Source organism: Streptomyces xantholiticus, assembly GCF_014651015.1.
Taxonomy (GTDB): Bacteria; Actinomycetota; Actinomycetes; order Streptomycetales; family Streptomycetaceae; genus Streptomyces; species Streptomyces xantholiticus.
Window position 1 is genome coordinate 84,454 of sequence record NZ_BMWB01000017.1, and the last position, 12,530, is coordinate 96,983.

10 protein-coding genes are annotated in these 12,530 nt (G+C 71.4%); 3 read left to right on the forward strand and 7 right to left on the reverse strand.

Annotated elements, in window-relative coordinates:
- Positions 1 to 81 precede the first annotated feature (81 nt).
- The 3 genes from IE198_RS23195 to IE198_RS23205 form a co-directional block, all read right to left on the reverse strand.
- Positions 82 to 1,563: an MFS transporter gene (locus tag IE198_RS23195; protein WP_189889666.1), complete on the reverse strand. Its 1,482-nt coding sequence runs from the start codon at positions 1,561 to 1,563 to the stop codon at positions 82 to 84.
- A gap of 185 nt (positions 1,564 to 1,748) precedes the next feature.
- Complete coding sequence (locus IE198_RS23200; protein ID WP_189889668.1) at positions 1,749 to 2,147, reverse strand: RidA family protein; 399 nt, start codon at positions 2,145 to 2,147, stop codon at positions 1,749 to 1,751.
- On the reverse strand, positions 2,144 to 3,283 hold the full coding sequence (locus tag IE198_RS23205; RefSeq protein ID WP_189889671.1) for an acyl-CoA dehydrogenase family protein: 1,140 nt from the start codon (positions 3,281 to 3,283) through the stop codon (positions 2,144 to 2,146). Before IE198_RS23205 ends, IE198_RS23200 begins: the two co-directional genes overlap by 4 nt.
- Positions 3,284 to 3,426: 143 nt before the next feature.
- Between IE198_RS23205 and IE198_RS23210 the strand changes: the two genes are divergently transcribed.
- Positions 3,427 to 5,043, forward strand: coding sequence for an AMP-binding protein (locus IE198_RS23210; RefSeq protein WP_189889673.1), 1,617 nt, complete (start codon positions 3,427 to 3,429; stop codon positions 5,041 to 5,043).
- A gap of 4 nt (positions 5,044 to 5,047) precedes the next feature.
- Positions 5,048 to 5,866, forward strand: coding sequence for a PaaX family transcriptional regulator (locus tag IE198_RS23215; protein ID WP_189889675.1), 819 nt, complete (start codon positions 5,048 to 5,050; stop codon positions 5,864 to 5,866).
- Between the two features lie 64 nt (positions 5,867 to 5,930).
- Here IE198_RS23215 and IE198_RS23220 read toward each other — a convergent pair whose 3' ends face one another.
- Both IE198_RS23220 and IE198_RS23225 read right to left on the reverse strand, forming a co-directional pair.
- Entirely contained in the window at positions 5,931 to 8,252 is a 2,322-nt protein-coding gene (locus tag IE198_RS23220) for a bifunctional salicylyl-CoA 5-hydroxylase/oxidoreductase (protein ID WP_189889813.1), read from the reverse strand.
- A 268-nt stretch (positions 8,253 to 8,520) separates the two neighbouring features.
- On the reverse strand, positions 8,521 to 9,348 hold the full coding sequence (locus IE198_RS23225) for an enoyl-CoA hydratase family protein (RefSeq protein WP_189889677.1): 828 nt from the start codon (positions 9,346 to 9,348) through the stop codon (positions 8,521 to 8,523).
- A gap of 224 nt (positions 9,349 to 9,572) precedes the next feature.
- On the opposite strand from IE198_RS23225, the gene IE198_RS23230 reads away from it, so the two are divergent.
- Complete coding sequence (locus IE198_RS23230) at positions 9,573 to 10,004, forward strand: ATP-binding protein (protein ID WP_189889679.1); 432 nt, start codon at positions 9,573 to 9,575, stop codon at positions 10,002 to 10,004.
- 164 nt (positions 10,005 to 10,168) lie between these two features.
- On the opposite strand, the gene argF is transcribed toward IE198_RS23230, so the two are convergent.
- Complete coding sequence (gene argF / locus IE198_RS23235; RefSeq protein WP_189889681.1) at positions 10,169 to 11,200, reverse strand: ornithine carbamoyltransferase; 1,032 nt, start codon at positions 11,198 to 11,200, stop codon at positions 10,169 to 10,171.
- 61 nt (positions 11,201 to 11,261) lie between these two features.
- Positions 11,262 to 12,494 carry an arginine deiminase gene (locus tag IE198_RS23240; RefSeq protein ID WP_189889683.1) on the reverse strand — a complete coding sequence of 411 codons (1,233 nt, stop codon included), beginning with the start codon at positions 12,492 to 12,494 and terminating at the stop codon, positions 11,262 to 11,264.
- Between the last annotated feature and the right edge of the window lie 36 nt (positions 12,495 to 12,530).

Sequence of the window (12,530 nt, forward strand, 5' to 3'; positions counted from 1 at the left end):
GAGCCCCATCGGCTCACCATCACCGCTCATGACGAAGGCCCCGGTGAAAGGAGCGCCGGAGCCTTCGCTCCGCCCTGCCGGTCAGCCGCCGCCCGGACGGACACCGCCTTGGAGGCGCTCGAGGTCGGAGGGGCGCACCTGGATGACGAGGAGCGCGATCAGTGCTGCCAGCACGGCGAAGACCGCGGCCATGACGAAGGCGGCCGAGATGCCGGCGGTGAGGACCTGGTCGTCCCACGGCGGCGGGAGTTCACCGGTGCGCTGGAACGCGAGCCGTTCCGCCGGGGTGGCCTCGGCCAAGAAGCGCGGTATCCGGTCCTTCGCCGCGTTGACGCTGGCCGTGCCGAAGACCGTGACCAGGATCGACAGTCCCAGGGAACCGCCCACCTGCTGGGTGGCGTTCAGCAGGCCGGACGCCGCGCCCGACTCGTGCGTCGGCACGCCGGAGAGCGCCATCAGGGTCAAGGACACGAACTGCATCCCCATGCCGAGGCTGAAGACCAGCATCGGCCCGAGGATGCTGCCCGCATAGGTGGAGTGGATGTCGGTGAAGGTCAGCCATGCCAGCCCGGCGGCGGCCAGGACCGCACCGGTCACCATGAACGGCTTGGGACCGTACCTCGGCAGCAGCTTGGAGGCCATGCCGGCCCCGACCGCGATGACCGCGCTGACCGGGAGGAAGGCGAGGCCGGCCTGCAGGGGACCGAAGTCCAGCACGTTCTGGACGAAGAGGGTCAGGAAGAAGAACATGCCGAACATGGCGGCGGCGAGCGCCAGCATCATGCCGTAGGTGCCCGCACGGTTGCGGTCGGCGAACATGTGCAGCGGTGTGATCGGCTGCTTGGAGCGCCTCTCCACCATGAGGAAGGCCGTGAGCAGCACCACCGCCGCCCCGAACGACGCCAGGGTGTAGACGTCGCGCCAGCCGTCCTGGGCGGCGCGGATGAATCCGTAGACGAGCGCGACCATGCCGAGTGTGGAGGTCAGGGCGCCGGCGAGATCGAATTGGCCGGGGTGGCGCTCCGACTCCTTGATCCAGCGGGGTGTGGCGACGGCGATGAGCAGGCCGATCGGTACGTTGACGAACAGCACCCATCGCCAGTCGAGCCATTCGACGAGCATGCCGCCGGCCAGCAGCCCGATCGCGCCGCCGCCGGCGGACACGGCCGCGAACACACCGAACGCCCGGTTGCGTTCAGGGCCTTCGGTGAACGTGGTGGTGATCAGCGCCAGCGAGGTCGGCGAGGCGATGGCGCCGCCGACGCCCTGCAGAGCACGTGCGGCCAGCAGCTGACCGGGGGTCTGGGCGAGCCCGCCGAGCAGGGACGCCAGCACGAAGAGCAGTATGCCGAAGACGAAGACGCGCCGCCTGCCGAGGATGTCACCGGCACGCCCGCCGAGCAGCAGCAGGCCGCCGAAGGTGAGCGTGTAGGCGTTGACCACCCAGGACAGGCTGGTGGTGGAGAACCCCAGGGAACTCTGGATGTGCGGCAGTGCGATGTTCACGATGGTGATGTCGAGGACCACCATCAGCTGGCACGAGGCGATGACCAGGAGCGCCATCCCTTTCCCGCCGCCCCTGCCGGGGGCGGACGGCTGGACTGCGGGAGTCGGCTGCCGGGTCGTCATGGCGCATCGTGCCTCGAAGAGGTTCCCCTTGCGCGGGCTTGTGGACGGGGCCGTCCACTGTTCGACGTTAATCCCTTCGGGTGACGCGTCACCAGTCGATCAAGCCGGGGCGAACCGGCTCAGGGCAGCATCGCCACCCCGTCCACTTCGACCAGGGCCTGCTCGTCCCACAGCCGCACGATCCCGATGACCGCCATCGCCGGGTAGTCGCGGCCCGCCAACCGGCGCCAGATACGGCCCAGTTCGGCGGCGTGGGTGCGGTAGTCGGCGATGTCGGTGGCGTAGACGGTCACGCGCGCGAGGTCGTGCGCGGTGCCGCCGGCAGCGGCGAGGGCGGTGAGGAGGTTGGTGAGAGCGGTCTCGAACTGCCCGGGCAGCGTGTCGCCGACGACCTTGCCGTCCGTGTCGAGCGCGGTCTGACCCGCCAGGAAGACCAGGCGCGTGCCAGAGGCCGTGACGGCATGGGAGAAGCCGGTGGGCGGTGACAGTTCGACCGGGTTGTGTCGGGACAGGGTCATGCGGGGGTCTCCTCGGGGTGGCGTTCCTCTGCGTAGAGCTCCTTGGCGATGATCGTGCGCTGGACCTCGGTGGCGCCTTCGTAGATGCGCGGGGCGCGGACCTCGCGGTAGAGGTGTTCGAGGAGGTGGCCGCGCTGCAGGGCACGGGCTCCGTGCAGCTGTACGGCCGAATCGACCACGTACTGGGCGGTCTCCGTGGCGAGCAGTTTGGCCATCGCGGAGCGCTTCGGCACATCGGCGGCACCGGCGTCGTACGCGGAGGCCGCGGTGTACACGAGCAACCGGGCGGCTTCCGTACGGGTGGCCATCTCGGCGACGCGATGGGAGACGGACTGCAGGTCGGCGAGCGGGCCGCCGAAGGCGCGGCGGCTCGACGTGTGGGTGAGGGTCGCATCCAGGGCGGCCTGCGCCATGCCGACGGCGAAGGCACCGACACTGGGCCGGAAGCGGTTGAGGGTGTTCATGGCGACGCGGAAGCCTCGGTCCGGTTCGCCGAGCACATCGTCGGCGGTGACCGGGACGTCGTCGAAGGTGAGCGCGCCGATCGGGTGCGGCGAGAGCATCTCCAGCGCGCTGCCGGCCAGGCCCGGGCGGTCGGCCGGCACGAGGAAGGCGGTGACCCCGCGGGCTCCGGCTCCTCCGGTCGTGCGGGCGAAGACGGTGTAGAAGTCGGCCTCGGGGGCGTTGGAGATCCACCGCTTCTCTCCGCTGAGCCGCCAGCCGCGGTCGTCCGGCACCGCTTTCAGGGCGAGGGCGGCGGCGTCGGAGCCGGCGTCGGGCTCGCTCAGGGCGAAGGCGGCGACGGCCCGGCCCGCGGCGACGTCGGGGAGCCAGCGTCCGCGCTGCGCTTCGGTACCCGCTTGGACCAGGGGCGAGGTACCGAGGCCCTGGAGGGCGAGGGCGGTCTCCGCTTCGGTGCAGCCGTGGGCCAGCGACTCGCGGAGCAGGCAGAGTTCGAGCGCACCGGCGGTGAACAGGCGGTCCAGCAGCCCGAGTCGGCCCAGCTCCTCCACCAAGGGGCGGTTGACGCGGCCGCTTTCACCCTTCTCCGCGAGGGGCCGCAGCCGCTGCGCCGCCAACGTCCGCAGCTCCGCACACCAGGCGGTCTGTACCGGATCGAGCGAGAATACGGGCATTCGTGCTCCCACTGAAGTCGGTCCGACGGCAGCCGGACGCCTCTGCCGGGGTGCCCCCGAAAAGCACGGTATCGCGAAGTGTTGACTGTCGTCACCATCACGATACGCTCGCTTGGCGACGCCGACCCGACAGGGGGCGAACCATGGAGCTGACACCCTCGGCCCACGCCGACACCTTCGCGCGCGACCATCTGCCGCCCGCGGACCAGTGGCCGGAACTTCTCTTCGACCTGCCTTCGCTGCGGTACCCGCAGCGGCTCAACTGCGGCACGGAACTGCTGGACCGTACGATCGAGCGCTTCGGCGCCGGCCGTCCCGTCTTCCGGTCCGGCGGCGGGGAGGTGTGGTCGTACGGCGACCTGCTCGAACAGGTCGACCGGATCGCGCACGTGCTCACGGCGGAGCTCGGGGTCGTCCCCGGCAACCGGGTGCTGCTGCGCGGGCCGACGACCCCGTATCTCGCGGCGTGCTGGCTCGCCGTGATGAAGACCGGCGCCGTCGCGGTCACCGTGCTGGCCCAGCACCGGGCCAAGGAGCTGGCGACGGTGTGCGAGATCGCCGCCGTCTCGCACGCGCTGTGCGACGTGCGGGCGGTCGACGATCTGGTCGAGGCGGAAGTGCCGGGGCTGCGGATCACCGCGTACGGCAAAGACGCCCCCGACGATCTGTTGCGGCTCGCGGGCGCGCGGACGGCGGAACCGTACGAGGCCGTGGCGACCGCGGCCGACGACGTCGCGCTGATCGCCTTCACCTCGGGCACCACCGGCCGCCCCAAGGGGTGCATGCACTTCCACCGGGACGTGCTGGCGATCGCCGACACCTTCTCCGAGCATGTGCTGCGCCCCGTGCCCGACGACGTGTTCGCCGGCAGCCCGCCGCTCGGCTTCACCTTCGGACTCGGCGGCCTGATCGTCTTCCCCCTGCGCGCCGGTGCCTGCGCCCTGCTGCTCGAGCAGGCCGGCCCCGGGCAGCTGCTGCGCGCCATCGCCGAGCACCGGGTGTCGGTGCTGTTCACCGCGCCGACCGCCTACCGGGTGATGCTCGAACAGCTCGACGGTCACGACACCCGTTCCCCTCGGCGCTGCGTCTCGGCCGGCGAGAACCTGCCCGCCGCGACCTGGCAGGCATGGCAGGAGCGGACCGGACTGCGGATCATCAACGGCATCGGCGCGACCGAGCTGCTGCACATCTTCATCTCGGCGGCGGACGAGTCGATCAGACCCGGCACCACCGGCGTCCCGGTACCGGGATGGCAGGCGCGCGTGGTGGACGGCGAGGGGCTGCCGGTTCCGGACGGCGAGCCGGGACTGCTGGCCGTCCGCGGCCCGGTCGGCTGCCGCTATCTGGCCGACGAGCGGCAGACCCAGTACGTGCGGGGCGGCTGGAACCTCACCGGCGACACCTACGTACGCGATCCCGACGGCTGGTTCCGCTACGTCGCCCGCGCCGACGACATGATCATCTCGGCCGGGTACAACATCGCCGGGCCCGAGGTGGAGGACGCGCTGCTGCACCATCCCGGAGTCGCGGAGGCCGCGGTCGTCGGCCGGCCCGACGAACTGAGGGGCCAGATCGCGGTGGCGTACGTCGTACTGCGCGACGGCGCCACGGCCGGCGAGAGGGCCGCCGAGCAGCTGCGTGACTTCGTCAAACAGCGGCTGACGCCGTTCAAGTGCCCGCGGCGGATCGTCTTCCTGGACTCCCTGCCGCGTACGCCGACCGGCAAGCTGCAGCGGTTCCGGCTGCGAGCCCTAGAGTGATCACGTGGCCGAGCAGCACACCCCCGGATCCCTGATCGTCACCCTCTACGGCGCGTACGGACGCGACCGGCCGGGTCCCCTCGCCGTGGCCGAGCTGATCCGGCTGCTGGGCGCTCTCGGCGTCGACGCGCCGTCCGTGCGCTCCTCGGTCTCCCGGCTGAAACGGCGCGGGCTGCTCGTCCCGGAGCGCACGTCCGAGGGCGCGGCCGGGTACGCCCTGTCCCCGGACGCCCGCCAGCTGCTCGACGACGGTGACCGGCGCATCTACGCCCCGTCGTCCGCCGACCTCTCCGACGGCTGGGTCATCGCCGTCTTCTCCGTGCCGGAGGCCGAGCGGCACAAGCGCCATCTGCTGCGCTCCCGACTGGTCAGACTCGGCTTCGGGGCGGCCGCGCCGGGGGTGTGGATCGCGCCGGCCAGGCTCTGCGAGGAGGCCAGGCACACGCTGCGACGGCTCCAGCTGGACGCGTACGTGGACCTCTTCCGCGGGGAGCACCTCGGCTTCGCGGCGACGGCGGAGTCGGTCTCGCGCTGGTGGGACCTGGCGGCCATCGCCAAGCAGCACGAGGAGTTCCTCGACCTGCACGAACCGGTGCTGCGCTCCTGGGAGGCCCGCGAGGACACCCCGGCGGAGGCGGCCTACCGGGACTACCTGTCGGCCCTGGACTCGTGGCGGCGCCTGCCCTACGCCGATCCCGGCCTGCCGGGCGAGCTGCTGCCGCAGAGCTGGCCGGGCGGCCGCTCGGCGGAGGTCTTCGGCCGGCTGCACGCACGACTGCGGGACGCGGGGGCCCTCTTCGTCACCGGGCAGCCGCGGCCGTGACCGCGGGGGCCGGCGGTGTACCACGGCGGGCCGCACCCGGATCCGTGCCGCCGCCAGGAGTGCCTCAGCCCAGAGTGAGCCGCGGTCTGGGGGCGTCGGTGCGGCCGGTGGGGGGTTTGCGGCTGCCCGCCCGGTACGGGAGGGGCCAGGGCGCTGCGTCGCCGGTGTAGTTCTGGTCGGCCGCCGCGTGGAGCGTCCAGTGCGGGTCGTAGAGGTGGGGGCGGGCCAGGGCGCAGAGGTCGGCGCGACCGGCCAGCAGGATCGAATTGACGTCGTCCCAGGAGGAGATGGCGCCGACCGCGATGACGGGCACATGCGCTTCGTTGCGGATCCGGTCGGCGTACGGGGTCTGGTAGGAGCGGCCGTACTCGGGGCGCTCGTCGGCGACCACCTGGCCGGTGGAGACGTCGATGGCGTCGGCGCCGTGAGCGGCGAAGGCGCGGGCGACGGCCACCGCGTCCTCGGCGGTGGTGCCGCCGTCGGCCCAGTCGGTGGCCGAGATGCGGACCGTCATGGGCTTGTCGTCGGGCCAGATCTCGCGCATCGCGTCGAAGACCTCGAGGGGGAAGCGGAGCCGCCGCTCGAGGGAACCTCCGTAGGCGTCGGTCCGTCGGTTGGTCAGCGGGGAGAGGAAGCCCGACAGCAGGTAGCCGTGGGCGCAGTGGAGTTCGAGGAGGTCGAAGCCGCTGCGTGCGGCGCGCCGGGTGGCGGCGGCGAACTGCTGCCGGATCTCGGTGAGTCCGGTGCGGTCGAGTGCGTGCGGGATCTGGTTGGTCCCCGGGCGGTAGGGGAGCGGTGACGCGGCGGACACGGGCCAGTTGCCGGTGTCGAGCGGCTGGTCGATGCCTTCCCACATGAGCCTGGTGGAGCCTTTGCGGCCGGAGTGGCCGAGTTGGACGCCGATCGCGGTACCGGGTGAGCTGTGGTGGACGAAGTCGGTCACGCGGCGCCAGGCGGCGGCCTGTTCGGGGCTGTAGAGGCCGGTGCAGCCGGGGGTGATGCGGCCCTCGGGGCTGACGCACACCATCTCGGTCATGACCAGGCCCGCCCCGCCGAGGGCGCGGGCGCCGAGATGCACGAGATGGAAGTCGCCGGGCATGCCGTCCTGTGCGACGTACATGTCCATGGGTGAGACGACGACACGGTTGCGCAGGGTCAGCCCGCGCAGCCGGAAAGGGGTGAACATCGGCGGGGTGTCCGGCTGGCAGCCGAAGTCACGCTCGACGGCATCGGTGAAGGCGGGGTCGCGCAGCCGCAGGTTGTCGTGGGTGACGCGGCGGCTGCGGGTGAGGAGGTTGAAGGCGAACTGGCGGGGCGGCTGGTCGGTGTGGCCGGCGAGTTCCTCGAACCAGCGCAGGCTGGCGGCGGCAGCGCGCTGGGTCGACTCGACGACCGGGCGGCGCTCGGTCTCGTAGGCGGCGAGGGCGGCGGACAGGTCGGGCTGCTCCTCGATGCAGGCGGCGAGCGCGAGGGCGTCCTCGACGGCGAGCTTGGTGCCGGAGCCGATGGAGAAGTGCGCAGTGTGCGCGGCATCACCGAGGAGGACCATGTTGCCGTGCGACCAGCGGTCGTTGACCACGGTACGGAAGGCGATCCAGGCCGAGGAGTTGCCGCGCAGGGGGCGGCCACCGAGGGCCTCGGCGAAGACCTTGGCGCAGCGCTCGGTCGACTGCTGCTCGTCGCAGGCGTCGAGACCGGCGGCGCGCCAGACCTCCTCGCGCATCTCGACGATGACGGTGGAGGCGCCGGATCGGTGCTGCGGCCCGGAGGACCTCGCTGCGGGGTGGTCGTCGGGTGACGGGCGGGAGTACGGGTAGCCGTGGAGCTGCATCACGCCGTGCTCGGTCTCGGCGACATCGAAACGGAAGGAGTCGAAGGCGAAGTCGGCGGCGAGCCAGATGTAACGGCAGCGGTGGGTGGTGATGCGGGGTGCGAAGACGTCGGCGTGCGCCTCACGGGTCAGGCTGTTGACGCCGTCCGCGGCGATGACGAGGTCGTGGGACACGGCGAGTTCTGCGGCGGGCGGGGCGGGTGTGCGGAAGCGGAGGCGCACGCCGAGGGACTCGCAGCGTTCGTGGAGGATCTCCAGGAGCCGGCGGCGGCCGAGGGCGGCGAAGCCGTGCCCCCCGGAGGTGAGGGTGCGGCCGCGGTGGGTGATGTCGATGTCGTCCCACCGTACGAACTCGTCCTGAAGAGCGCGGTGAACGACGGGGTCGGCGTGCTCGATGCCGCCGAGGGTCTCGTCGGAGAGGACGACACCGAAGCCGAAGGTGTCGTCCGGTGCGTTGCGTTCCCAGACGGTGACCTTGCGCGCGGGGTCGAGCCGCTTGAGCAGCGCGGCGGCGTACAGCCCGCCGGGACCGCCGCCGATGACGGCGACGCGCAGCGGACGCGGTGTGCCGGCGGCTTGCTCGGGCGTGGCGCTCCGGTCGCGGCGGGCGCGGCCGACCACGAGCGCCCCTTGAGCACGGTCCGCGTTGTCGACCGGTTCCCGAACCGGGTCCGCGTCGGGCGCGGCGCCCTGGGCCATGCGGACGGGTGCGCTCAAAGGCGGCAGCAGGTCGCCGGGGCTCGTCGGGTGCGGGGCCGGACCGGGAGGGGCCGGGGCCGGGCGTCCCCCTGGCCGAGGGGCCGGGGTCGCTGCCGGAGGCATGTCAGCGGCCCTGCCACTTCGGGGGGCGCTTCTCGGTGAAGGCCGCGTGGAACTCCGCGTAGTCCTCACCGTTCATCAGCAGCGCCTGCGTCGCCGCGTCGAGCTCGACCGACGCGGCGAGCGGCATGTCGAGCTCGGCCGTCAGCAGAGCCTTGGTCTGGGCATGTGCCAGTGCCGGGCCGTCCGCGAGGCGGCGGGCCAACTCGGCGGCCCGGGCGTCCGCCCCGCCCTCGTCGGTCAGCTCGCTGATCAGGCCGATCCGCTCCGCCTCCGTGGCGCGGACCACGTCGCCCAGCATGAGCAGACGCGTCGCATGGCCGAGACCGACCACCCTGGGCAGCAGATAGGCGGCGCCCATGTCGCCGCCGGAGAGCCCCACCTTGGTGAACAGGAAGGCGAAGCGGGCCGAGGGGTCCGCGATCCGGAAGTCGGCCGCGAGGGCCAGCACCGCTCCCGCGCCCGCGGCGACGCCGTGCACCGCCGCGATCACGGGGAAGGGGCACTCCCGGATCGCCCGGACGACCTGGCCGGTCATCCGGTTGAAGTCGAGGAGCTGTGCCGTGTCCATGGACAGGGTCGCGCCGATGATCTCGTCGACGTCTCCCCCGGAGCAGAACCCCCGCCCTTCACCGGCGAGCACGAGGGCCCGCACCGAGCGTTCCCGTGACAGCTCGGCGAGCAGATCGCGCAGGTCGGCGTAGGCACCGAAGGTGAGGGCGTTGAGCTTGTCGGGGCGGGCGAGGGTGACGGTCGCCACACCGTCGTCCCTCGTCAGCCGCAGATGACGCCAGTCCTCGGTGCGGGGCGCGGAACCGGTAAAGGGGCTCATGGAGTGGGGCCTCCTTCGGCGCGGGCGGTCTGCTGCATCCGCCTTCGAAGCTATCACTCATTTATGACTGCCGTCATGAGTACGCGATACGACTGTTGCGACTCGGAGAAAGTCCGGTCCCGGTTCTGGCACAGCTCCCGGGCACCACAGCCGCTCGCCCGCGGTTCGGCGTCCTGCGCTCCGTAGGGTTGCGCACTGGAACTGCCACCGAACGGAAGTCCGCCTTGCCCCCAGCCACCGGTCCCGCCTCGTCGCGATTCACGCTGCCGCACACCACGGCGGCCGTCCCCATGGCGCGCGCGCTGGTCCGCGCGGCACTGGAGGACGGCAGCCACCCGGCGGCGGCGGACCGCGACACCGCGGAGCTGCTCACGGCGGAGCTGGTCGCCAACGCGGTGGAGCACACCACGGAGGACTCGCCCATAGAGCTCGTGGTGGAGCTGCTGCCGTCGGGCTGCCAGGTCGAGGTCCATGACACGGACCCGCTGCCGCCCGCCGGACTCACCGAGGGCGCGCCGATGCCACGGCCGGACCCGTGGCAGGAAGGCGGCCGCGGGCTGCTGCTGATCCGGGCGCTGAGCGAGGCCTGCGGCCACCGGCCCACGGAGCGCGGCAAGGCCGTCTGGTTCACCCTCCCGCCAGAGGTCCGAACCTGACCGGCGCCCCCTCGCGCTTTCAGGCGTCGAGCGGCCTGCGCTCCGGCACGGTCGGCTTCCGCCGCAGGGAAAACACGAAGTGGGGTCCGGGCGTGCGAGCCCGGACCCCACCGATGACGGACACATCAGTCCGCAGTACGCATGTCACCCGATCCGGGGCATTCCTACACGGAAGCCTTGGCGTCGGCGGCGGTTACACCGGCAAGCGTCGCCACCATGACGGCCTTGATGGTGTGCATACGGTTCTCGGCCTCGTCGAAGACCACGGAGTGCTCCGACTCGAAGACCTCGTCGGTGACCTCCAGCTCCGTCAGCCCGTGCCGCTCATGGATCTCCCGGGCGACCTTGGTGCCCAGGTCGTGGAAGGCGGGCAGGCAGTGCAGGAACCTGACGGCCTCGTTGCCGGTGGCGCGCAGCACGTCCATGGTCACCGCATAGGGCGCCAGTGCCTTGATGCGCTCGTCCCAGATCTCCTTCGGCTCCCCCATCGACACCCAGACGTCGGTGGCGACGAAGTCGGCGCCCCGCACACCCTCGGCGATGTCCTCGGTGAGGGTGATCCTGGCACCGCTCGCGGCGGCGACCCGGTGCGCCTCGGCGACGATCCGCTCGGCCGGCCAGTACGCCCTGGGCGCGACGATCCGCACGTCCATGCCGAGCAGGGCGCCGGTGACCAGGTAGGAGTTGCCCATGTTGAAGCGGGCGTCGCCGAGATAGGCGAAGGCGATCCGCTCCATCGGCTTGTCGCTGTGCTCGGTCATGGTGAGCACGTCGGCGAGCATCTGGGTGGGGTGCCAGTCGTCGGTGAGCCCGTTGTAGACCGGCACGCCGGCGTGTGCGGCCAGCTCCTCGACGGTGTCCTGGCCGTCACCGCGGAACTCGATGGCGTCGAACATGCGGCCCAGCACCCGGGCGGTGTCCCGCGCGGACTCCTTGCTGCCGATATGGGAGCCGCCCGGGTCGATGTAGGTCGTCGAGGCGCCCTGGTCGGCGGCCGCCACCTCGAAGGAACAGCGGGTCCGGGTCGACGACTTCTCGAAGATCAGCGCGATGTTGCGGCCGCGCAGGTGCTGGACCTCGGCGCCCGCTCGCTTGGCCGCCTTGAGCTCGGCGGCCAGGTCGACCAGGCCGCGGAACTCCTCGGCGGTGAAGTCGAGCTCCTTGAGGAAGTGGCGGCCTTCGAGATGTATCGCCATGGTGGCTGCTCCTGCGTGGCGGATGCGATGACAATGGAACTCTATACGATCCCATGCATTGCTATACAGCATCCCGCTCGAAGGGACAGCTCATGCAGCGCGGACCGCCCCGGCCCCTGCCCAGTTCGCTCCCCGGAATCTCGATGACCTCGATGCCCTGCTTGCGCAGATGGGTGTTGGTCGTGACATTGCGCTCGTAGGCGACGACGACACCGGGCTCCACGGCCAGGACGTTGCAGCCGTCGTCCCACTGCTCGCGCTCCGCCGAGTGCACGTCCTGCGTGGCCGTCAGCACCCGTACGTCCCTCAGACCGAGCGCCGCGGCGATCGCGTCGTGCATCCGCTCCGGCGGATGGTCGCTGACCTTCAGTCCGCCGACACCCTCTGCGGGCTCGATGGTGTACGAGCGGAGCATGCCAAGGCCCGCGTACTTGGTGAAGGTGTCGCCGTCGACCATCCCCATCACGGTGTCCAGATGCATCAGCGCCCGCCGTTTCGGCATGTCGAGCGCCACGATCGTGCGGGCGGAACCGGCCGCGAAAAGGCCGCGGGCCAGCATCTCCACCGCCTGCGGTGTGGTGCGCTCGCTCATCCCGATCAGTACCGCACCGTTGCCGATCACCATCACGTCACCGCCCTCGATGGTGGACGGGTAGTCGTCCTGCCCCTCCGACCAGTGGTGGAACGCACCCGCCTCGGGGCCCGAGAAGAGCGGGTGGTGCCGGTAGATCGCTTCGAAGTGGACGGTCTCGCGTCTGCGGGCCGGCCAGCGCATCGCGTTGATCGACACGCCGTCGTAGATCCAGGCCGAAGTGTCGCGGGTGAAAAGGTGGTTGGGCAGCGGGTGGAGCAGAAAATCGTCCAGGTCCATCACGTGGAAGCGCACCGAGGTCGGCTCCGGATGGCCGGCAAGGAACTCCCTCTTGGTCATCCCGCCCACCAGCGCCTCGACGAGCTCGGCGGGGGGCAGCTCGTCGAACACGGCTCGCAGGTGGTCGGTGGCGAGCGGCCCGTACTCCTTCTCGTCGAAGACACGGTCCAGCACCAGCTTCCTGGCCTCGGGGATCTCCAGCGACTCGCGCAGCAGATCGCCGAAGAGATGCACCTCCACGCCCCGGTCGCGCAGCACGTCCGCGAACCCGTCGTGCTCCTGCCGGGCCCGCCGCACCCAGAGCACGTCGTCGAAGAGCAGTGCGTCCTTGTTGCTCGGGGTGAGCCGCTTCAGCTCCAGGTCAGGGCGGTGGAGCATGACCCGGCGCAGCCGCCCGGTCTCGGAGTCGACATGGAATCCCATGCCCCCATCCTGGCCGTGCGGACCGCCGGGCACACG